The organism is Ilumatobacter sp., assembly GCF_046290335.1.
In the GTDB taxonomy this organism is placed as follows: Bacteria; Actinomycetota; Acidimicrobiia; order Acidimicrobiales; family Ilumatobacteraceae; genus Ilumatobacter_A.
Genome location: NZ_JBKAGH010000001.1, coordinates 1,422,958 through 1,444,575 on the forward strand (window position 1 = coordinate 1,422,958; position 21,618 = coordinate 1,444,575).

A 21,618-nucleotide genomic window follows, 5' to 3' on the forward strand; every position below is an offset into this window, starting at 1 on the left:
GAGGATCAGCGTTGCGGCCGACGACCGATGCGCTCAGAACCACCGACCGAAGACACCGGTGACGTGTTCGCCGATGCGCTGGACCACATTGCGATCCGCCCAACGCTGCGGATCGAGGACGACGGACTGCTCGAGGTCCTGGTCGAAGTGCCGGTCGAACACGGCGACCACCGAGGGGTCGAACACCACCAGATTGCACTCCTCGTCGTACTCCGTCGATCGCTGGTTGAAGTTCGCCGAGCCGATCGAGGCGACGGCACCGTCGACCGTGATCAGCTTGGCGTGCAGCATCGACCGTTCGTAGGTGCGCAGGTCGACACCTGCGTCGAGGACTCGCTGATACTGCCCCTCGCCTGCCATTTGGACGAACCGTTTGTCGGCGTGCTCGCCGGGCGTCAAGATCTGCACCTCCACGCCTCGCTCGACCGCACCGGACAGCGCTGCAATCATCGAGTCGTCGGGGTTGAAGTAGGCGGTCGTGATCCGCAGACGGCGACGAGCAGTCTGGATCAAGCTCAGCATCAGCCGTGCGAGTTCGGTCGCTCCGGACGTCGACGACCCGCGGAGTACCAGACACTCCGAACTGCCGGGGGCCGCGTCGGTTCGGACGATGCGTTCGTCGTTCGCATCGAATCCGTGCCCGACCTCGTCGGCCCAGTTGTCGACGAACGCAGCAGCGAGTCCGGCGACCGCAGGGCCGCGCAGCTCGACGTGGCTGTCACGCCACTCGTCTGCGTTGCGAGCGTCACCCGCCCACTCGTCGGCAATACCGACACCTCCGACGAAGCCGACGGCGGTGTCACACACCATGATCTTGCGATGAGTCCGATGGTGGACCTCGCCGATCTCCGGGATGGCCCCGTCGGCGATCTGACGAAACATCCGCACGTCGCAGCCGGCGGAGGTCATGATGTCGAGGAGATCCGTGTCGATCTTGCGGGCCCCGACAGCGTCGAGCAGCACTCGCACACGACAGCCACGACGGGCAGCTGCAGCGAGTCGTTCGGCGAACCGTCTCCCGATGTCACCGGCCCAGTAGACGAAGGTGACGATGTCGATCGTGTCAGAGGCCGCATCGATCGCGTGCAGCATCGCCGGAAAGATGCGATCGCCGTTGCGGAGCACGCGCACCTCGTTGCCGCGAGTCGGGGGGATGCCGAGGAGCGAGTGAAGCCGTTCGCTCCACGCCGCCGCCTCGGTCATCGTGCTGGAGTTGGTCATGTCGGTGTGGGCCACTCACCAGAGCTACCCGCGTGAAGGTGGTTGGAAACAGCCGCGTTCGAAGCGCAGCCCGGACGTCGCCGGCGAGCGCTTGACGGGTCGGAAACCTGGGTATGCCCTCGCCATGTCACGAGATCATCTTCGACACCAAGCTGGCGGCAACCCGGCACAAGGACCTCCGCCCGACATGGCCAACCCGACGCCCGGACCAGCAGTAGGGCACGACTTTCCCGACGCCCCCGACCAACCCGACGCGCCGGTTCAGGATCAACCCGACCGCGACGCGTTCGCCGCGCGTCTCGGAGTCACCGGCGACGGCTCGAGCTGGCGTGGTGACGCACGCGACGACCAAGGAACCGATCAGGCCACTGAGCGATCGGACGACCGGTCGGGCGGTCGCCTCGCCCTCGGCGAACGTGTCGAGGGGTTGCGACAGCGAGCAGCCGGCGTCGCCGCGTCTGGCGCAGCACGGTTGGCTGACGGTGTCGGCAACATGGCGAGTCGGTTGGAGCGACTGGCCCAGCGGCTTCGACCCGACGACCGGAGCGGCTGATCCGCCCGACAAGCGGCGCCGCCGAGCCGACCGTCCGTCGATCAACACGGGCCCACGACGAGCAGCCTGCGGGCTTCCCATGACGCGCACATGTGGACGCCGCCAGCGACGTTCGCTGATGGCGCCCACATGGCTCCCTGCCCGCAACATCAGGAACTGCCGTCGTCCGCTCGGGAGCGGACTCACTGCCGAGCGCGCTGCATCTCGTGACGCTGGAGCCGCTCCGGGCGGGCACGTCAGTCGAGCGCGACCACCGAGACGGCATAGGCCGCGAGGCCGATCACGACGACGACCGGCCACCACGTCGTCAAGACGACACCGGCGGCGTTCATCACCAGCAGACTGGCGAGCATGACGCCGAGAACGATCGCGGCGATCACCACGATCGGGGTGGTTCGCTTCGAGCTCACACCGACGATGCCGACAACGCTGCGATCGTGTCATGCGCGTTGCGAACCGGGCCGTACTGACGACTGATCACGTCACGCAGCTCCGGCGAGATCTCCGTGAGCAGCGCTTGGTCGTACTGTCCCACCGTGTGGCTCTCGCCGGTCTCGGCAGCACCCAACACGCCGTCGGCGCTCGAGCCGGAGAGCGCGTCGATCACGGTCATCCAGCCGCGGTGCATGGCGGCAACCGCGGAGCCGGACTCGTCGATGTCGTCACCGTAGGCGGCAGCAAGGGTCTCGAGTTCGGCGGCGAACTCCGCTCGCTGTGTCTCGAAGGCACGGAACGTCTCGGCCAACTTGATCTCGTCGTTCTCCATCAGTTGTTCCGCGCCCTTCGCGAATCCCTTGCGTCCGTCTTCGAGGGTCTGAATCAGGGCCTTGGTGACGGTGTAGTCGGTGCTCATCGATGTCTCCTTCGTGTCGGGTGTTCGGGGTCGGTGTGGCGCGTGATGGCGCCGTCGCCCAAGGCGTGCCCCATCGATCAGCGGGTCAAACACGACCGTCCTCGCTGGATTCGGGTTCATTCGCACCAGTCGCATCATTCGCATCAGTCGCACCAGTCGCATCAGTCGCAGCGCCGTGCTCCGCCTCGCCGCCGGGCTCCGCGTCCGTTTCCATCTCGGGGCGGACGGCGCTGATCGCCGCGGTCGTCGCTGCCGTGAGCGGCACCGACACCAGCGCGCCGACGATCCCACCGATCGCCGCACCGATGGCGAGGGCGACCAGGATGACCACAGGGTGGAGCGCCACCTGTCGATACATGATCAGCGGCAGCAACAGGTCGCCTTCGACCTGCTGCACCACGAGCACGACGATGACCACGATGATCGCCGTACCCGGACCGGAATCCGCCAGCGCGACCGCCGCCGCGAGCGCCCCGGCGACGGTCGCACCCACGATGGGAAAGAACGCTCCGAAGAAGGTGAACAGCGCCAGCGAGAGGGCGGCGGGGACGCCGAGAATCCACAACGCCGTGCCGATGATGAGACCATCGGCCACGCCGGTGATCGCCGTGCCCCGGACCCATCCCTGCAAACTCGAGACCGCGGCGCGTCCGGCGCTGTCGATCGGCTCGCGACGTTCGTCGCGCACCCGCTGGAGCAGCCAACTCCACATCTTCGGGCCGTCCTTGACGAAGAAGAAGGTCACGACCAGCGACAACAAGAACGCGCCGACGATCTCCGCGGCGAAGATCGCAGTGGAGGTCGGGTTGTCGGTGAGCCCCGACGCCGCTGAGCGGCCCGCTTCGGCGATTCGATCGAAGAGCTCATCGACCTGTCCGTCATCGAGACCGAGGGGGCCGTCGCGAAGCCACGACCTGATCCGGTCCAGCGCCGCTTGCGACCGGTCGACCAACTCGCGAGCGGAACGCACCACCGGCCCCGACGCGACCACGACGAGTCCGACCAACGACACCGCCACGGTCGCCATCACGATCCACGTCGCGAGCAGTCGCGGCATCCGCTTCGACATCCAACCCACGAGCGGCTCCAGGAGCGCGGCGATGACGAGCGACAAGAACACGGGGACGACGACGAAGCGAAGGATCGCCGCGACTCGCAACAGCACGTAGAGCGCCGCAGCGATCACCAACGCACGCCACGCCCACTGGGAACCGATGGAGAGGAATCGAGGAATCACTGCAGCGTTGGGAACGTCGCTGAGCGATCGGGCCGCTCGGGGTGACGACCCTGACGTCAGCGTGCCGGATCGCCGTTGCGCCCCGGATCGCGGTATGGCGGTCCGGGCGTGCGAGCGACGGCCATCACCACCGGCATCAACACCGGCATCACCACCGGCATCACCACCGTGGGGTCGCTGCGACACCGTTCGACAATTCGCTGACGTGGGGGATGACCACGACGTGTGCGCCGGTCGACAACGCTTCTCCGACGGCGCGATCGGCGAAGCGACGACACGGTGTCTCGACCGTTCCGACCCGCTCGCCGTCATGATCGTCGCCGTCATGATCGTCGACGTCGTGATCGTCGACGTCGTGAACGAAGAGGATGTCGACTCGGCCATCTCGCAATGCGTCGATCACCGCGTCGTCGACCAGACCGGTGCCGTTGCCGACGCGCTCGCGCAGCGTCCGGATTGCCGCACGGAGAAAGCGGGCGTGATGATCGTCCACGATGCGAACCACCTCGGTCGAGATGCCGTCCACGTCGCCGGCCTCGATGGACACGATCTCGATCCGAGCGCGGTCACGAAGCCCCGCTTCGACCATCGACTGCGCCCGCACTTCGCCCGCCACGGCGATGAACACGGGCTCGAGCTTCGACGCGAGCTCGATCGTCGCGTCGACGACATCGTCGGCGTTCTCCTCCCACGTGTTCTCGGCTCGCTGCTGGAACCGCCGCTGCGACCAACCGCCTGGATGACCGCGGTGTATGTGCAGACGTTCTCCTTCGACTTCGACGCTCGTCGTCGGCTCACCGCCGTCGAAGCCGACCACGTCGGCACCGACGCGATCGGTGACCACCACGATGTGGGGAAGTGTCCGCTGTCGGTTCTCGAGGATCGTCAGCAGCCGAGGCCACTGGTCGATCGACGTCGTCGGGTGCATCACAGCGGACACGAGCGTCTCTTCGAGGCGGGCGCCGTCGATCGACTGCACGATCACGATCGCTTCGCCGTCGCCGTGTCGCCATCCGCCGACGAGGTCATCGAGTTCGGCAAGCCGGTCGGTTGGCCAGCCAGCGGCTGCCACGGAACGACGGGCGTTCTTCCAGTGCACGGCGAGACGGTGGGCGGCATCGTGGTGCGAACTCGGGCTCGGGAGCACGACCGTCAGGAACGGGCTCGCGTGCCGCTCGAAGTCACGCAAGTCGTCGGTCGAGTACGTCGACGTCAGCGTCTGGGCCGAAAACGTCTCGGACGGAGGTGTGATCGGTTGGTTCATGGACTCGGACTACCCCAACGCCTGGGTCGCCAATCCGGTCACCGATCCGCCAGCAAGCCGGGTCGCCAGTCCGGAACACCAGTCCGGGTCATCGAATCGGAACGAAGTGCTCGTAGGCGCTCCCGGGCGAGCTGCCAGTTCGATTCACCGGCGCTGGTAGCGGGTAGAGCGTGATGGTGAGTATCGAGCGATTGCACGTCCACGACATCCGGGGGCTCGCGGATGCCCGCCGCGACCTTCGAGCGGCACTGGTCGACGACGATGTCGACGAACGTGATGCCGACGACTTCGTTCTCGCCGTGCACGAGGCAGTCGTCGCCGCGCTCGAGATCGACGGCGACCACCGCTGCCAGATCAGCGTCACCTGGGCGCGCTACGGCTCGCGCAGAATGCACCTGGTCGGCCAGATCAGCGTCGTCTCGGCACACGACATCGACTACCAGGCCGCGTCGCTGCGCAACGAGATCCTCAACAGCCTGAGCGATCGCATTCAGGTCAATCGGCTGATCGGCGGCTCGGTCACCGAGGTCCACCACATGCTCCATCCACCCGGTTGACCCGAGGGGCCGAGGGTGCCTGCGCTGAGTCGGCGCCTCGCTGGGTTGGCGGGTCGAGGATCGGGGTACCGCCGTGCCATGGCTGATCCGACCGACCGCACCGCATCGACGACCTCCGCCGTGTTTCTCACCGACGGCACGGGCGACGCACACCGCGCCGCGTCGATCGCCACCGCGCTCGTCCCGAACGCGACATGGCGAGTCGCCGCCCTGATCGCCCCGCATCCGAGCCTGCTGACCGGTGAAACCGGCTTTGCGAGTCCGATCCAGTCGCCCGACGAGATGGAGGACGAAGCGACACGTCAGCGAACCGCTGGCGCAGCTGCTGCCTCCGAGACGGCCGCGTCATTTCGTGGATCGGTGCAGGAGTCCGTCGTGCTGAGTGGCAGCGACGCCACGCCACTCGTCGACTACGCACGAGCTGAGCGCCTCGATCTCATCGTCGCGCCCTCGCCGGTCGGCCTTGCCGATCACCGAGTCCGCGGGGGCGACGATCACGACAGAGACGAAAGCGACGACCTGACCCGCGATCTGTTGACCTCGTCGAGCGTGCCGTTCCTCGCCGTGCCGGCAACCAGCGACCCGACAAGGCTGGCAGCGTCTGAGACGAGGCCGACGACGGTGCTCGTCGCCGTCGACGACTCCCAACTCGACCAGACCGTCGCGCGGGTCGTGGGACGCCTGTTCGGCGGCAACCGCGTCGAGGACCATGTTCGGTTCGTCGTCGCACACGTCGATCCCAGCACCACAGCGATCCAGTCGATACCGGTGAGCGCCGGCCTGTTCTTCGCCAACGGCGACGACGCGCTCCCCCACATCGCCGAGCAACTCGACGACAACGCCATGGAGGCCAAACGCGTCGCTGCTGGCGTCGCCGATGATGCCGACCTCGACGGCGCCGTGGCCATCGGCGAAGTCGGAGACCCAGCCGCCGGCATCCTCGCCGTCGCCAACGAGCACCATGCCGACGTGCTCGTCGTCGGTACTCGAGATCGATCGTGGTTCTCCCGGCTGTTCGAACCATCCGTCGCCCGCGCCGTCGCCGCCCGCGCCCGGCGTCCGGTTCTGATCGTCCGATCCGACGAGCAGCCGAGCCAACGGTGAACCGAGTGCCGTCGAACGTGTGGTCGGGCCTGAGCGCGCGCCTCCCGACCCCCGACCCCGAACAGACACGCCAGGCGACCGAAGGCTTTCGGGCCGACCGGTGGTTGCCTGCGGTCGTCATCGTCGTGGCCGCCGTCGTCATCGGGCTGGTGGTCAAAGAACTCTCCGAACGAACACTTCGTTCCCGCAACGAGATCGTCGCCCGGCTGATCGCCAGAACGTCACTGGCGATCACGGTGTCGATCGGCTTGTTCCACGCGCTGTCCCAACTCGGCATCCGCGTCGGTCTGTTGCTCGGTGGCCTCGGCGTCGGCGGTTTCGCGCTGGCCTTCGCACTGAAAGACACCCTCTCGAACCTGATCTCGGGCGCGATCCTGCAGCTCCGCCAACCCTTCGACTACTCCGACGCGGTACGCCTCGGAGACTTCACCGGCCGCGTCGACGACATCAACCTGCGGTCGGTGGAGATGACCACGCTCACCGGCGAGAAGGTGATCATCCCGTCGTCCGAGGTCTTGCAGAACCCGATCGTGAACTACTCGGCCAACGCGTCCAAACGCATCGACATCGCGATCGGATTCTCCTACGACGCCGACCTGGTGACCGTCAGCCATCTGCTCAGTGAGACGGCGCAGCACGTCGACGGTGTACTCGCCGACCCGCCAGCGGTGACCATCTTCGACGCGTTCGGCGGCAGCACGATCGACGTCACCCTCACCGCGTGGGCGACCTCGGATGCCAACATCTTCGACATCCAACTCCGGCTCGCCGGAGCGCTCAAGGCTGCGCTCGACGAGGCGGGCATCGACATGCCGTACCCGACACGGGCACTCGTCGATCCTGCTCGCGCCGCGGCCGAAGCGGCACGAACGCCCCGGAACCGAGCGGCGTCGACGTTTGTCCGCCGACCGACCGGGTAGGGCTGGGGCGACGTGCGAGCACCCACACAGCCGTCCGCACCGAGCCACCGTCCATCAGACCGTCCATCACACCGTCGAGCAGCGAGCAGCGAGCAACGAGCAAGAAAGAGCACCCATGAGCACCAGCGAAGCAACCACCAGCCAAGCCGATACCGACGCACCGTCACCGACGACCGACCTCACCGGCCGGACGGCCCTCATCACGGGCGCCTCATCCGGGATCGGCCGCCAGATCGCCCTGGCATTCGCGGCCAATGGCGCCGCCGTCGTCGTCACCGACATCGACGAGGACCCGCGCGACGCGGATCGGCCGACCGCGCACGAGATCGCCGAGCGCTACGACGGCGAGGCGGTCTTCGTCGAGCACGACGTCGCCGCGCTCGACCAAGCACAGCAGGCGGTGGGGGCCGCCGAACAGTTCGGCGGCGTCGACATCGTCGTGAACAACGCGGGCATCTTCCGGAGCACCCCCTTCGTCGACGTGACGCCGGAGGACTTCGACACGCTGATGAACATCAACGTGCGCGGTCTGTACTTCACGACGCAGGCCGCCGTCCGCTCGATGCTCGACGACGGCCGCCCGGGATCGATCATCAACATGTCGTCCGTCGCCGGGATCCAGGGAGCAGCGCCGTTCAGCACCTACTGCACGAGCAAGGGCGCCGTTCGGCTGCTCACCAAGACGCTTGCAGCCGAGTTGGGCCCATCGGGCATCCGTGTCAACGCGATCCACCCCGGTGTGGTCGAGACCTCGATGACCACCGACGACGTACCGATCGCATCGGGTCCGGAAGGCGAGTCGTTCGTCGAGCAGATCCCGCTCGGCCGACTCGCGACGCCGACGGACATCGCCGGGGCCGCTGTCTTCCTCGCCTCCGATCTGTCGCGCTACGTCAACGGCGAGTCGATCGTCGTCGATGGCGGACTGCTACGCATCTGAGCTGCGCCGGCGTGCCGGTTTCGGTTCGAGCCCGGTCGGGTAGGTCCGCACCATGACCGAGCTGGTCCCCCAGATCGACCGCCTCTGGCGAGCCGCGAACTATCTCTCGGTCGGCCAGATCTATCTGCTCGACAATCCGCTGTTGCGACGCCCGCTGGAACCGAGCGACATCAAGCCCCGTCTGCTCGGGCACTGGGGCACCACCCCCGGACTCAACTTCATGTACGCGCATCTCCAGCGAGCCGTGGTCGAACACGACCTGGAGATCATGTTCCTCGCCGGACCCGGCCACGGAGGACCGGCGATGCTCGCACAGACCTGGCTCGAGGGGCGCTACTCCGAGCTGTATCCGAACGTCAGCCTCGACGAACACGGAATGCACGCCCTCTTCACCCAGTTCTCGTTCCCCAGGGGTGTGCCGAGCCATGTCGCACCCGAAACGCCCGGCTCGATCCACGAAGGCGGCGAACTCGGTTACTCGCTCGCACACGCTGCGGGCGCCGTACTCGACAATCCGGAACTGATCGCCGCCGTCGCGATCGGCGACGGGGAAGCCGAAACGGCCGCGTTGTCGGCGAGCTGGCAGAGCGCGGCCTTCCTCGACCCGATCACCGACGGCGCCGTGTTGCCGATCCTGCATCTCAACGGCTACAAGATCGCCAACCCCACCGTGCTCGCCCGCCGCAGCGACGACGAGCTCACCGACTATCTGACGTCACAAGGATGGGAGCCGACGTTCGTCCACGTCGACCTCGACGACGACCTGCACGACGCGCACGGACTGCACGACGCGCACGGACGCTTCGCCGCAGCGGTCGATCAGTGCGTCGAGCGGCTCGCCGCTCGACGCACCGCGGCCGTCAACGGCTCGGAGTCGTCGATTGCTCGCCGAATTCCGATGATCGTTCTTCGCTCGCCGAAAGGATGGACCGGACCGCGCATCGTCGACGACGACCAGGTCGAGGGCACCTGGCGCTCGCATCAGGTGCCGTTGGAGGAGGTCCGCTCCGACGACGACCACCGGCGACAACTCGAAGCGTGGATGCGTTCCTACCGTCCCGACGAACTCTTCGACGACGGCGGCCGCCCCCGCGACGAGGTCGTCGGCTGGCTCCCCGACGGCAATCGACGGATCTCTGCGGTCGCCGCAGCCAACGGCGGCACCATCTTGCGGCCGCTCGAGCTGCCCGATCATCACCAGCACGGTCGCCACGTCGAGGTGCCCGCGACGACGACCTCAGAACCGACGCGGGCGCTGGGCGAGTATCTCCGCGAGGTGTTCGTGCTCAACGAGGCGACCCGTAACTTCCGCCTCTTCGGCCCGGACGAGACCGAATCCAACCGGCTCGCAGCGGTGTACGAATCGACCGACAAAGCCTGGCAGCTCGAGCGGCTCGACAGCGACCTCCACCTCGACCCGCACGGACGAGTCATGGAGGTCCTGTCGGAGCACCTCTGCCAAGGCTGGCTCGAGGGCTACCTCCTCACGGGCCGCCACGGGCTCTTCTCGTGCTACGAGGCATTCATCCACATCGTCGACTCGATGTTCAACCAGCACGCGAAGTGGCTGAAGGTGCACCGCACACTCCCTTGGCGCGCACCGATCGCGTCGCTCAACTACCTCCTGACGTCGCACGTCTGGCGCCAGGACCACAACGGCTTCTCGCATCAGGATCCCGGCTTCCTCGACCACGTGGTGAGCAAGGGATCAGATCTCGTCCGGGTGTATCTGCCGCCCGACACCAACTCGCTGCTGGCTGTCGCCTCGACGTGTCTGGCGAGCCGCGACCTGATCAATGTGATCGTGTCGGGCAAGCAACCAACGCTCGACGTCCTCAGTCCACACGATGCCGATCTCCACGCAGCGCGCGGCGTGGGGATCTGGCCGTGGGCGTCGAATGACGACGGCGATCCCGATGTCGTCCTCGCGTGCGCCGGCGACGTCCCGACGCTCGAGACGCTCGCAGCGGTGAGCATCCTTCGCGAGCGGCTCCCCGGCCTGCGGGTCCGCGTCGTGAACGTCGTCGACCTCATGCGCCTCGCCGACGAGCACGCCCACCCGCACGGGCTCTCTGACGCAGAGTTCGATTCGCTGTTCACCACCGACCGGCCGATCGTGTTCGCCTTCCACGGGTATCCGTGGCTGATCCATCGACTCGCATACCGTCGAACGAACCACCCCAACCTCCACGTGCGCGGCTACAAGGAGGAAGGGTCGACGACCACGCCGTTCGACATGGTCGTTCGCAACGACATCGACCGCTTCCGACTCGTGATCGACGTCATCGACCGAGTCCCCCACCTTCGCTCGAGCGCAGCGCAACTCCGCCAGGACATGGTCGACATGCGCACGTGGCACGTCGACTACGTCGCCGAACACGGCGAGGATCTGCCCAGCGTCCGCGACTGGACGTGGGAATGACCTCCGAACCGCCCGACCATGGACACGTGACGATCACCGTCAACGCGGGCGCTGTCACACTGGCGTTGCACGCGGTGACGACCAACGGTGACACGACCGCGACGGTGCGCCGCGATCCATGGACCCCTGCTGACCGCTCTCCGTTCGAGGAGATCGAGTCGATGCTGTCGGGGCCGGTCCGCCTCGTCGCGCACCGGGTCGTGCACGGCGGTGCCCACTTCGACAGCGCCGTGGAGATCGACGACGACGTCGTCGCATCGATCGACGCGCTCGGCGAACTGGCCCCACTTCATCACCCACGCATCGTCGAGGCGATCGAGGTCGCTCGGCGACGATGGCCCGATGCGACCCACGTGGCGGAGTTCGACACCTCGTTCCATCGGACGCTGCCGCCTGCTGCGTCCACGTATCCACTTCCACGAGACTGGACCTCGGAGTGGGGCATCCGCCGCTTCGGCTTCCACGGGCTGTCACATCAGCACGTCGCCCGAACCGCTCCCGCCATCGTCGGCGGCAGAGGACCGCTCGGCAAGATCATCAGCTGCCACGTCGGCTCGGGCGTCTCGATGTGCGCTGTGCGCGACGGAGTGTCGGTCGACACCACGATGGGCTTCACGCCGCTCGAAGGTCCGATGATGACCACCAGGTCGGGGTCGGTCGATCCCGGCTTGCTGATGTGGCTGCTGTCGAGCGGACGGATCACGATCGACGCGCTCGACCGGGCGCTGCGTGAATCGAGTGGGCTCGCCGGTGTGTCGGGAACCTCGGGCGACCTGCGCGACGTGATCGCCGCGTCGGGACGCGGTGATCCAGACGCGCAGCTGGCGCTCGACATGTACGCGCGTGGCCTCGCTCGTGGCGTCGCGGAGATGGTGGTGTCTGCGGGTGGCATCGACGTCCTCGCGTTCACCGGAGGTGTGATCGAGAACCTGCCCGACCTACGGCGCACGGTGGTCGACCAGCTGACGTTCCTCGGCCTCGACCTCGACGACGACGTCAACCCCGCGGTCATCGAGCGCGACGCACGGATCTCGTCGGCATCGTCCGATGTCGCGGTGGTGCTCGTCGCCAATGGCGAACACCTCGAACTCGCACGCGCCGCGGAAGGACTCGCGCAACGCGTGCACGCTCCGGATCTCCCCGACACGACCAGCGCCAGCACGAGCAGCATCGGCACCGTCAGGACGACGAGATGATGAACCCGCTCCGTCCCTCGACCCCTCGCCACATCGTCATCTCGGGTGGTCCGGCAAGCGGCAAGTCGACCATCGGCGTGCACCTCGCTCATCTCGTGCATCGACCATTCCTCGACCTCGACGAAGACGAGGGCAACAACGGTCCCGAACGGTTGTCGCGATTGCTCGCCGCCCGACATCCAACGGTGATCACCACGTATCCCGAATCGTTCGAGACGCTCGCCAGAGGCCACCGGCGCGGCCAGCATCCTGAGGTCGCTCTCGTCTGGCTGGCTCACCAGCCGGGAACGCGGCAGGCCAGTCGACCTCCGGAGACGGTGGACGTCGTGATCGCTGCCGACGCCACGGTGCCGGAGAGCGTCGACGTGATCGTCGAGTCGTTCGGACTCGGACCAGCGTGAACGCCGCGCTACACGTCCAGCGAGTTGCCATCGGGTTTCGGAACCGATCGACGGGGTACGTCCCCGCCATGAACGACTCGACTCCATCTGGTTCGGCCACCTCGTCACCGTCGAGCTCGCGTGCCGACGCGGGCGACCTCACGCTCGTCGACGTCCTGCAGGCGTTTGCCGACGTCGGCTACAGCGCCAACCATGGGGTGCGGCCCAACGCCGAACTCCACTGCGACGTCTGCGCATCCGTGTCGCCGGCCGAACTGGTGGAGGTGTCCGCGTTGCACCGCGTCGAAGGAGCGTCGAACCCGGCGGAGATGCAGATGGTCATCGGGAGCAGTTGCCCGCGCTGCGCCGCGCGAGGAGCGCTCGTGGTCGGTTTCGGCCCAGAGGCCAGCGACGACGATCAGACGTTCGTCATGGCGTTGCCGCTCGACCACTCCGAACGACGATTCCGCGACCCCGTCGCCGAGCGAAGCTGACCGTCCACCCGCTCGAACTCGGCCGGCCAGTGCATCAGCAACAGGTTCTGGTCGGCGGCGAGGCTCACCGGTCACCCCCGGTCACCATGGGGCGTGTTCGGGATCGACGAGGCGACGGCCTTCGTCGAGTGCGGCGATCCGATCGAGGTCGTCGTGGTCGAGCTCGATCTTCGCGGCAGCCAGATTGTCGGCGAGATGATCCGGATCCGTGGTCTTGGGGATCGTGGTCACGCGGGGAAGCGACAGCAGCCAGGCCACGGTGACCCCCGCCGCCGACGTCGAGTGCTTGTTCGCGATGTCGGCGAGCACGTCGTCGTCCATCACGTCGCCGCGAGCGAGGGGCGAGTAGGCGGTGAATGCCCAGCTGCGGGACTCGCACCAGTCGCGCAGTTCGCGCTGCTGGAGGAACGGATGACATTCACACTGGAGTACCTCCAACGGTGCGAACTCGGCGGCCTGGTCGAGTTGCTCGATGGTGAAGTTCGAGACACCGATGTGATGGGCCATTCCGGAGGCCTGGACCTGTGCGAGTGCCGACAGCGTCGCACCCACCCGTTCGAACTCGACCGGCCAGTGCATCAGCAACAGGTCGACGTGGTCGGTTTGGAGACGATCGAGACTCGCTCGCACCGACTCCACGAGCGGACCCGGCTCGTGACGATCGTTGCCGATCTTGGTCGTGATGAACACGTCGTCGCGGTCCACCGCGGAGGCCGCGACCGCCGCACCGACATCGGCTTCGTTGCCGTACGCCTGCGCCGTGTCGAGATGCCGGATGCCGAGATCGAACGCCGCGCTGACCATCCGTCTGCAGTCCTCGCCCTCGAGCTGCCACGTGCCGAGACCGAGCGCTGGCATCCGGCGACCGGACAACAACTCGACGGTCCGTTGGTCGGCGAAGCGCGTGTCGGAGTTCGCAGCGTCACCGCCCAGCGGGTGTTGGTGCGACTCACCTTCGCCGACGACGACGTGGCTGGCGCTGCTCGGGGACGGTGCTGGAGGGCGTGTCATGCGCGGAGCGTCCCCGGGCCGACGCCCACCGAAACCACCTGGCCAGCGCCAGAGCGCTGCCTCACGTCGCGCCGTCGAACGAGGTGGTCTGCTCAAGCGTGCCCGACGAGGTCGCGAACGGCGAGGTCGGGGTTTCGGATTCGGGCGACGAGGAACCCTCCCACCATGACGAATGCTCACGAGACGAACGCTCACGACACGAAACTCGAGGAAACGAATCCCGACCGGGACCACGACCAGCAACACGATCAGGGCCTGTCCGAGCGAGATCGTCCCGAGCACGATCCTCGACTCGGCGAACCTCACGGCGACGAGGGCATGCCAGCGTCGTTGCTCGACACCGACCGCAACCTGCCAGGCGATCAGCCAGTCGACTCCCGCGGACCGAACAAGTCCGAGTTGGAAGGCAACTCCTGACTCGCGCTCCGACCGAGTGTCACGAGTGTCACGAGCGTCACGATTGAGCGGCCCAGCAACTGGGCAGCGTTGCGGCATGGATGCATCCACGAGCCCTCGCGGCGACGCGCTCATCATGTTCGGCCTCACCGGCGACCTCGGGCGGTCGAAGATCATTCCGGCGCTCGCCGAACTCCGTGGCGACCAACGCCTCGAAGACATTCCGCTCGTCGGCGTCGGTCGAACGGAGCGCACCGATGGCGATCTCCGAGCGCTGGTGCGTGACGCACTCCCCACTTCGGCCGACGTCGTACGGAGCGACCTCGCTGCCCGACTTCGCTACGTGCAAGGCGACGCCACCGAGGTCGCGACGTTCGACGCGCTCGCCGATCGACTCGATGACGCCCGCAACCCGGTCGTGTACGCCGCGGTACCGCCAGCTGTGTTCGGCGAGGTCGCGCACGCCATCGAGGCGAGCCGGCTTCCCGAGGGCACCAGAATCGTCGTCGAGAAGCCCTTCGGCTCCGACGCTGCGTCAGCCCGCGCCTTGTTCGACGACATGATGGACGCCGTAGGAGCGGAGCGGGTGTTCATCGTCGACCACTTTCTGGCGAAAGCGGCCGTCGAGAATCTGCTGACGGTCCGAACGACGAACGCGCTGCTCGACACCGTGCTGCATCGGCGTGCGGTGAAGGCGATCCGGGTCGAGATGCTCGAACGCGAGGACGTGGCTGGACGCGGATCGTTCTACGAACAGGTCGGCGTCGTCGACGACGTCGTCCAGAACCACCTGGTCCAGTTGGCTGCGCTCGCGCTGATGGAACGCCCCGCCGACGACAGCGACGAGTCGTACCATGCCGCTCGGTCGGCGACGATCCGGGCGATGTCGATCGACCCCGATTCCGTCGTCCTCGGGCAGTACGTCGGCTACGGCGATCACGACGACGTCGACGCCGATTCCGACACGCCGACGTTCTGCTCGTTCACCCTGTCGGTCGATGCCGACCGGTGGCGTGGCGTGCCGATCGAGGTGGTCGGCGGCAAGGCCCTCGACACCGACAGCACGGCGGTCGTGTTCGAACTGGTCGAGCCCGGCGACAACACGATCCGGTTCGGCGTGAAACCCGATGCGACCATCGCCGTCGACATCCAGCTCCTCGACTCGACCACCGACCACCACGCCAGCGCGTCGACATCGACTCGGCGGTCGCAAGCCACGCTGTGCGGGCCGAACGAACACGGTCGACTCGGCGACTACGCCACGTTGCTCGACGATGCGCTCGACGGAACGAAGCGTCACTTCGCGCACATCGACGACGTCGTGCACGGCTGGGAACTGGTCGCCACGATCAGCGGGCCCGGTCACGACGAACGAGGCACCGTGCGCCGGTACGACCCGGGCACGGCGGGTCCGTCGTGACCCCATCGGAACCGAGTGCCACTGCGTCGACTCGATCAGCCGAAGACCAACCGTCGCCAGCGCTCGAAGGGTTCGGTCTCGTCGGCGACACCGAGACCGTGGCGATCATCCATCAGACCGGCTCGATCGACTGGATGTGCTGGCCTCGCTTCGATTCGCCGTCGGTCTTCGGGCGGCTCCTCGACCCCGATGGCGGCCACTGGTCGATCGGCCCCACGCCGAGCCGTCGTTCCCGTCACGACATCATCGACGACGCCCGTCACGACATCATCGACGACGCCGTCGACGATGGTCGGGGCGTCGAGTCGAAGCAGGTCTACCTCTCGGGGACGAACGTGTTGCTGACGCGATTCCATACGCCGACGGGCACGTTCGAGGTCGAGGATTTCATGTCGATCGACACCGTCGACGACCACCCGAGGCATCTGATGCGGGTGGTGCGCTGTCGCAAAGGTTCCGTCGAGGTCACCTCGACCTTGCGCCTCCGGCCGGATTACGGGCGCGCCGACGCCACCGTCGAGCGGCGCACCGACCAGGGTCGCCGCGCCGACCGCGCCGTCTCGGCGGTGGCACTCCATTCCCCGGGAGCGACGAACGAAGCGGGTGCGCACGAGCCCGACCTCACCCTGTCGTCATCGGTCGATCTCGAGGTCGACCAGGACGCGACGGTCACCAGCACCTTCACGCTCGCCGAGGACGACACCGCGTACTTCGCCCTCGGCGACGGAGATGTCAGCGATGCTGCGTGCCAACAGTCCTACCGACGCACGCTCGCGTACTGGAGGACCTGGTCGGCCGCGAGCACCTACACCGGCCGATGGCGCGAGCACGTCGAGCGTTCCGCCTTGACGCTCAAGCTCCTGACCCATCGTCCGTCGGGTGGGATCATCGCAGCCGCCACCACCAGCATCCCCGAGGTGCGCGGCGGCGAACGCAACTGGGACTACCGATACGTCTGGATCCGCGACGCGGCGTTCACGCTGTACGCGTTCATCGAACTCGGATACCTCGCCGAGGCCGACGCCTTCACGAGTTGGCTCGTCGAGCGCGTCCGCACCTGCGACGAGTCCGGCGACCGGCCGCCACTGTCGCCGATGTACGACCTCGACGGTGCAGAGCGGGTGGACGAGGTCGAACTCGATCACTGGCAGGGGTACGCCCACAGCTCCCCGGTGCGCGTCGGCAACGCTGCCGGTGCGCAGCTCCAACTCGACATCTACGGCGAGATGATCGACGCGCTGTACCTCGCTGACAAACACGGTGACGGGCTCAGCATCGAGACCTGGAGGCACATCGGTGTGCTCGTCGAGTGGGTGATCGACAACTGGACACGGCCCGACGAAGGCATCTGGGAGACGCGGGGCGGTGAGCAACATCACACATCCTCCCGGCTGATGTGCTGGGTCGCCCTCGAGCGCGCGCTGCGCATGGCGCGCCGCCGCGGCCGCCCGGCACCCGTCGACCGGTGGCGTACGGCGCGCGATGCCATCCACGCCTGCATCGTCGAGGACGGATGGAATGACGAGCTCGCTGCGTTCACGCAGACGCTCGGCGGATCGACGCTCGACGCCTCGATGCTGCTGATGCCACTCGTGAAGTTCATCTCGCCGACCGACGAGCGATGGCTGTCGACACTCGACGCCATCGGCGAACGATTGTCGCACGGGCCGCTCGTCGACCGATACGACGTCGCCGACACCGACGACGGGCTCGAGGGTGACGAAGGTTCGTTCACGATCTGTTCGTTCTGGTACGCCGAGGCACTCGCTCGCTCCGGACGCGTCGACGAGGCACGCTCGTTGTTCGACCGTCTGCTCTCGTACGGAAGTCCGACCGGGGTGTTCAGCGAAGAGATCGGACCGGACGGCCGGATGATCGGCAATTTCCCGCAGGCGTTCACGCACCTGTCGCTGATCAGCGCAGCGGTGCACCTCGACGAACTACTCCCATGACCGGGCGCCGCGACACTACGTTGTCATGGCGCGCTCCCGACGCGCTCCCGACGCGCTCCCGACGCGCGGTGACGGCGCGCGGTCACGGCGCTCTGTCGAGTGCGTGAGCTTGGCGCGGCAGCGATGGTCGGCTCGGCGATCCCCCTCGACGAATGGCGAGTTGGGGCGAGGATGCCGCGCCGACCGTCGGCCGGGGGTGATCTGGTTCGGCCGATCGCGTGTGCGTGATCAGGAGTCGACGTCGACCTCGACCGCTGGCACGTCGAGATCGAGGTTGCCGTCGTCGTCTTCGTCGGAGACGGCGAGGAACACCACGGCGGAGATCGCGCCCGCGACGAGCGCTGCCACGAAACCGATCAGGAACCAGCCGAAGCGATTGCCGCCCTGGGAGGTCTCCTCCACGTGGCGGCGGAGCTGATCGGCCGCTTCGTCGGAGATCTGAGTGATGCGAGCGTCGACGATTCCCACGTTCGTGGGTGCCGCCGGCGCGACAGGCGCCGCCATCACGGTGCCGGGACGATCGCCAGAGCCGCGGCGGTCGTCATCATGACCGCGATGCTCGCGGTCATGGTCGCGGTCATGGTCATGGTCATGGTCATGGTCGCGGTCATGGTCATGGTCGCGGTCACTCATGGCGATCTCCTTGCGCTACGTGGGGGGCGCACCCAGATGGCGCGTTCCCGATGATGTGTGAATATCCCATCTGACTTCCTTTGCTCTGGTTGCTCTTTCTCTGTGTGCTCTTTCTCTGTTGGCTCTTTCTCTGATGGCTCGTCCGCTGTGTGCAATGCATCGGTCTCACGTCCGGGCACGTGGTGGTGTCGACGTACGTCACGGGCGTCACGGCCCGCCGCTTCCGTCCATGTCGAACTCTTCTTGGTACTCCTGGTCGGCGACATCAGGGTCGAGGTTGTCGACCGGTACCCCGCCACCGATACCGACGTCCTCGGGCGGGATGACCGTGCCCTCGTTCACCGGGGGATCGGTCGGTTCGGGGTCGGATCCGTCGTCTGATCCACACGCAGCGCCCGCCAGAGTGAGCGCCATGAGGGCGGGAACGAGCCGACGGCGGCGGCGCGTGAGCGCATCCGGCCGAGCGCGTCGGAAGGTGTCGAGACGAGCACTCTGGAGCGTGTCGTTGGGCATGGATGAGCGGTACCCGGTGTCACGCTCGTGAAACCGACGAGCTCGAGGGAGCGCCGTCGAGTGCGACGTCAGCGTCGCCGCGGCCGAGGTGGTACGCGACCTGCGACCACACGACCGGCTCGATCACGGGGCGCAAGGGGTTCTGTTCTGGCGTCGGCATCGTCGACCGCTTCTCACGAGCCTTCCGACCCAGGACGTTCGTGGGCGACGCCACGATCGCGCGACGCGCCCACGACCTGCACCTGCGACAACATTGCGGCGAGCGAGAACTCGCCGCGATCGCCGCCACCGACAGTTCCACGGTCGTTCAGGTCTGATCGACGTCGCGTCTCGATCTTCGCGCCGCCGATCTGGTCGAGTCCGCTCCGCGACGTCCGTCCACACTGGCGAGCTGGCGAGACCCGGCCCCGACGGCCGGTTGATTCGCTGGCGCGTTGGGTACTCGTTGCGCATGTGGACGATCATCACCATCATCAGCGTCGTCGCTGCGATCATCGTCATCGGCATCCGCCTGGTGGCCGCACGCCCGTCGGAGCACGATCCTCACGAGCAGCCGACGACGGTCGATCCCGACACGGCCGAGTTCCCCGACCCCGGCTCGCACCTCAGTCCGCAGCGGCCCGACGGGTCTCCGGTGCCCGGATCCGAAGCGGACCGCAATCGCCACGGCAAGCCCTGACGACGCGGGCGATCACCGCAACGCGGGCGCGGCCGAACGGTGAGAGCTACCGCGACCACGCAGAACCGGCCCCGGTCGCATGGCGGCGCTGACAGCGCGCCAGCCCGAGTGTCAGCGCACCGCGCTGAGCACCCCGTCGACGCTCCAGAAGTAGACCTGCTGGTCGTCCCATCCCGGTAGGCCGTCGATCTCGCCGACCGGCGCCGCGCCGGACACGCCGAGCACGGTGTCGGTGTCGGCGATCACGGCCACGAACGGACCGCGGGCGACAGGACGGCTGCCAGGCCCGAGCGTCCCGGAAGCGATGACGCTCCCGGACGCGGCGTCGTAGCGGGTCCAGACGTCCCCGCCGCGCTCGACGATGCCCGGAGTCCCGACGACGGCGGGGTCGGCACTGACCGAACCCGACGATCCCAAACCGGTCGACGAGAGCGCTGCCTCACCAGCCGACACGCTCCAGATGGTCGATCCGTCGAGCATCGACGACACCGTGACGTCCCCGAACGGCGCTCCTGACGGCTCGCACGACGCAGGTGTCACCTGGCTCGAAGTCGTGAGCACGGCACCGTCGACGTAGCCGACGACCGCGCTGCCCTCGAACCCCCGGCCGGTCGGCTCGATCTGCTTGCTCCAGCGCAACGTTCCGTCGGCGAGGTCGAAGCCTCCGATGACGATCGAGCCGTCGACGATGCCGCAGACCATGGCCACACCCGACGGGTCGGACCGCAACGTGAACTCGACCGAGTCGTCTCCGAGCTCGTCGGACGTCCAGCGAATCTCGCCCGTCGCCAGGTCGACGCCAGCGAGGACACCGTCACGGGGGACCGCGACGACATCATTCGATGCGTCGGGCAGCACGTCGGTCACGTCGACGCGTGGCGGCTCGGAGATCGGGAGCTGCCAGCGTTCGGCACCGTCGAGGCCGAGACCGACCAGGGAGGCGTCGCCATCGACCAGTGCGAGCAGCACCAACCCGCTGTTGCGCACGACCACCAGGCGCAGCGCGACCCTCGGCTCGCCGGGTTCGGCTCCGGACGGTAGATACGCCCACCGTTCGTCACCGGTAGCGGGATCGAGCGCCACGATGCGGCGCCCGCTGAACGCGAGGATGGTGCCATCGACCACCAGCCAGGGTGCGAACGCGTCGATGCCCCCAGCCGACCAGACCTCCTCGCCCGTCGCGAGGTCGAGCGCGGTCAGCTGTACTGGGTCACCGGGTCCTGCATCGGGCAGGGCTGCCTCGTCGACGACGACGATCGTGTCGTCCAGCACCGTCTCGACCGTCGAGCTCGCCGGCGCACGGTCGTAGGTCCAGCGCACTTCGCCGGTCGACCGGTCGACTCCCACGGCGGTGACGGGCTGGAGCGGGCCAGCGAACGTCGACAACGCCACGGTCTCCGCGCCGATGCCGACCACGAAGGGTGACCCCGAGGAAATGGGACGCTCGATCGACCACACCAGTTCGCCGGCGAACTCCGAGACGACGCCCGTCGATGGAGCGACGGGAACATCGGGCGTCGCAGCGTCGCTGGCCGGCGGACTCGGTGCCTCCGTCGTCACCGGATCGGTCGCCGACGGATCGGTCGCCGGCGGATCCGTCGCGGGCGGATCCGTTGCCGGCGGATCCGTTGCCGGCGGATCGACCGACACGTTGGTCGTGGGCGGATTCTCCGGATCGTCGGTGGCATCGTTCGACGTGTCACCGCCGCAACCAGCAGCGACGAGAGCGGCCACCACCAGCGTCACCGCCCCGCGGCGGCGAGCGCCTTCGTTTGGCGACCGAGACACAAACCGAGACACAAGAGGATCGTGGGGCATCTCGCAATCCAACCAGGCCCCCATCAGCGTTGCGTGAACCGGGTCGCATCGTCCG

Annotated in this window: 23 protein-coding genes; 13 read left to right on the plus strand and 10 right to left on the minus strand. The window is 67.4% G+C overall.

From position 1 onward, the window contains the following. Window positions 1–33: 33 nt before the first annotated feature. A complete protein-coding gene (locus ACE37B_RS06360; protein ID WP_409922436.1) occupies window positions 34–1,221 on the minus strand; it encodes a phospholipase D-like domain-containing protein in 1,188 nt (395 codons plus the stop codon). A 124-nt stretch (window positions 1,222–1,345) separates the two neighbouring features. On the opposite strand from ACE37B_RS06360, the gene ACE37B_RS06365 reads away from it, so the two are divergent. Then, window positions 1,346–1,774: a hypothetical protein gene (locus ACE37B_RS06365; protein ID WP_409922437.1), complete on the plus strand. Its 429-nt coding sequence runs from the start codon at window positions 1,346–1,348 to the stop codon at window positions 1,772–1,774. A gap of 236 nt (window positions 1,775–2,010) precedes the next feature. On the opposite strand, the gene ACE37B_RS06370 is transcribed toward ACE37B_RS06365, so the two are convergent. The 4 genes from ACE37B_RS06370 to ACE37B_RS06385 form a co-directional block, all read right to left on the minus strand. Beyond that, window positions 2,011–2,184, minus strand: coding sequence for a hypothetical protein (locus ACE37B_RS06370; protein ID WP_409922438.1), 174 nt, complete (start codon window positions 2,182–2,184; stop codon window positions 2,011–2,013). Further along, entirely contained in the window at window positions 2,181–2,627 is a 447-nt protein-coding gene (locus tag ACE37B_RS06375) for a PA2169 family four-helix-bundle protein (protein ID WP_409922439.1), read from the minus strand. Before ACE37B_RS06375 ends, ACE37B_RS06370 begins: the two co-directional genes overlap by 4 nt. 85 nt (window positions 2,628–2,712) lie before the next feature. Continuing rightward, window positions 2,713–3,864 (minus strand): AI-2E family transporter, encoded by a 1,152-nt coding sequence (locus ACE37B_RS06380; protein WP_409922440.1) that lies wholly within the window; start codon window positions 3,862–3,864, stop codon window positions 2,713–2,715. Between the two features lie 160 nt (window positions 3,865–4,024). Beyond that, complete coding sequence (locus ACE37B_RS06385; RefSeq protein ID WP_409922441.1) at window positions 4,025–5,128, minus strand: Vms1/Ankzf1 family peptidyl-tRNA hydrolase; 1,104 nt, start codon at window positions 5,126–5,128, stop codon at window positions 4,025–4,027. Between the two features lie 173 nt (window positions 5,129–5,301). Between ACE37B_RS06385 and ACE37B_RS06390 the strand changes: the two genes are divergently transcribed. The 8 genes from ACE37B_RS06390 to ACE37B_RS06425 all read left to right on the plus strand — a co-directional run bounded on the left by ACE37B_RS06390 (window position 5,302) and on the right by ACE37B_RS06425 (window position 13,141). Further along, a complete protein-coding gene (locus tag ACE37B_RS06390) occupies window positions 5,302–5,685 on the plus strand; it encodes a hypothetical protein (RefSeq protein WP_409922442.1) in 384 nt (127 codons plus the stop codon). A gap of 78 nt (window positions 5,686–5,763) precedes the next feature. Continuing rightward, window positions 5,764–6,789 (plus strand): universal stress protein, encoded by a 1,026-nt coding sequence (locus ACE37B_RS06395; protein WP_409922443.1) that lies wholly within the window; start codon window positions 5,764–5,766, stop codon window positions 6,787–6,789. 5 nt (window positions 6,790–6,794) lie between these two features. After that, entirely contained in the window at window positions 6,795–7,709 is a 915-nt protein-coding gene (locus ACE37B_RS06400; RefSeq protein ID WP_409922444.1) for a mechanosensitive ion channel family protein, read from the plus strand. 115 nt (window positions 7,710–7,824) lie between these two features. Further along, window positions 7,825–8,649: an SDR family oxidoreductase gene (locus ACE37B_RS06405; protein ID WP_409922445.1), complete on the plus strand. Its 825-nt coding sequence runs from the start codon at window positions 7,825–7,827 to the stop codon at window positions 8,647–8,649. A gap of 52 nt (window positions 8,650–8,701) precedes the next feature. Further along, window positions 8,702–11,071, plus strand: a complete 2,370-nt coding sequence (locus ACE37B_RS06410) for a phosphoketolase (protein WP_409922446.1) — start codon at window positions 8,702–8,704, stop codon at window positions 11,069–11,071. A 26-nt stretch (window positions 11,072–11,097) separates the two neighbouring features. Then, entirely contained in the window at window positions 11,098–12,267 is a 1,170-nt protein-coding gene (locus ACE37B_RS06415) for an acetate/propionate family kinase (RefSeq protein WP_409922447.1), read from the plus strand. Next, window positions 12,264–12,668, plus strand: coding sequence for a hypothetical protein (locus tag ACE37B_RS06420; protein WP_409922448.1), 405 nt, complete (start codon window positions 12,264–12,266; stop codon window positions 12,666–12,668). The genes ACE37B_RS06415 and ACE37B_RS06420 overlap by 4 nt, the downstream gene beginning before the upstream one ends. Before the next feature lie 68 nt (window positions 12,669–12,736). Then, window positions 12,737–13,141 carry a hypothetical protein gene (locus ACE37B_RS06425; protein WP_409922449.1) on the plus strand — a complete coding sequence of 135 codons (405 nt, stop codon included), beginning with the start codon at window positions 12,737–12,739 and terminating at the stop codon, window positions 13,139–13,141. Between the two features lie 81 nt (window positions 13,142–13,222). On the opposite strand, the gene ACE37B_RS06430 is transcribed toward ACE37B_RS06425, so the two are convergent. Next, window positions 13,223–14,152, minus strand: a complete 930-nt coding sequence (locus ACE37B_RS06430; protein ID WP_409922450.1) for an aldo/keto reductase — start codon at window positions 14,150–14,152, stop codon at window positions 13,223–13,225. A 165-nt stretch (window positions 14,153–14,317) separates the two neighbouring features. Here ACE37B_RS06430 and ACE37B_RS06435 point away from each other — a divergent pair, with 165 nt between their 5' ends. From ACE37B_RS06435 to ACE37B_RS06445, 3 genes are all read left to right on the plus strand, one after another. Next, window positions 14,318–14,569: a hypothetical protein gene (locus tag ACE37B_RS06435; protein WP_409922451.1), complete on the plus strand. Its 252-nt coding sequence runs from the start codon at window positions 14,318–14,320 to the stop codon at window positions 14,567–14,569. A 76-nt stretch (window positions 14,570–14,645) separates the two neighbouring features. Next, window positions 14,646–15,968: a hypothetical protein gene (locus tag ACE37B_RS06440; protein ID WP_409922452.1), complete on the plus strand. Its 1,323-nt coding sequence runs from the start codon at window positions 14,646–14,648 to the stop codon at window positions 15,966–15,968. Further along, window positions 15,965–17,920 (plus strand): glycoside hydrolase family 15 protein, encoded by a 1,956-nt coding sequence (locus ACE37B_RS06445; protein ID WP_409922453.1) that lies wholly within the window; start codon window positions 15,965–15,967, stop codon window positions 17,918–17,920. Before ACE37B_RS06440 ends, ACE37B_RS06445 begins: the two co-directional genes overlap by 4 nt. Before the next feature lie 228 nt (window positions 17,921–18,148). On the opposite strand, the gene ACE37B_RS06450 is transcribed toward ACE37B_RS06445, so the two are convergent. The 3 genes from ACE37B_RS06450 to ACE37B_RS06460 form a co-directional block, all read right to left on the minus strand. Next, window positions 18,149–18,424 (minus strand): hypothetical protein, encoded by a 276-nt coding sequence (locus ACE37B_RS06450; protein ID WP_409922454.1) that lies wholly within the window; start codon window positions 18,422–18,424, stop codon window positions 18,149–18,151. Next, a complete protein-coding gene (locus tag ACE37B_RS06455; RefSeq protein WP_409922455.1) occupies window positions 18,424–18,549 on the minus strand; it encodes a hypothetical protein in 126 nt (41 codons plus the stop codon). The genes ACE37B_RS06450 and ACE37B_RS06455 overlap by 1 nt, the downstream gene beginning before the upstream one ends. A 211-nt stretch (window positions 18,550–18,760) precedes the next feature. Next, the gene (locus ACE37B_RS06460) at window positions 18,761–19,066 is read right to left on the minus strand and encodes a hypothetical protein (RefSeq protein WP_409922456.1); all 306 of its coding nucleotides are present in this window, start codon (window positions 19,064–19,066) and stop codon (window positions 18,761–18,763) included. Window positions 19,067–19,517: 451 nt separating this feature from the next. Between ACE37B_RS06460 and ACE37B_RS06465 the strand changes: the two genes are divergently transcribed. Beyond that, on the plus strand, window positions 19,518–19,745 hold the full coding sequence (locus ACE37B_RS06465) for a hypothetical protein (protein WP_409922457.1): 228 nt from the start codon (window positions 19,518–19,520) through the stop codon (window positions 19,743–19,745). A gap of 111 nt (window positions 19,746–19,856) precedes the next feature. Here ACE37B_RS06465 and ACE37B_RS06470 read toward each other — a convergent pair whose 3' ends face one another. Then, the gene (locus tag ACE37B_RS06470) at window positions 19,857–21,482 is read right to left on the minus strand and encodes a PQQ-binding-like beta-propeller repeat protein (RefSeq protein ID WP_409922458.1); all 1,626 of its coding nucleotides are present in this window, start codon (window positions 21,480–21,482) and stop codon (window positions 19,857–19,859) included. Between the last annotated feature and the right edge of the window lie 136 nt (window positions 21,483–21,618).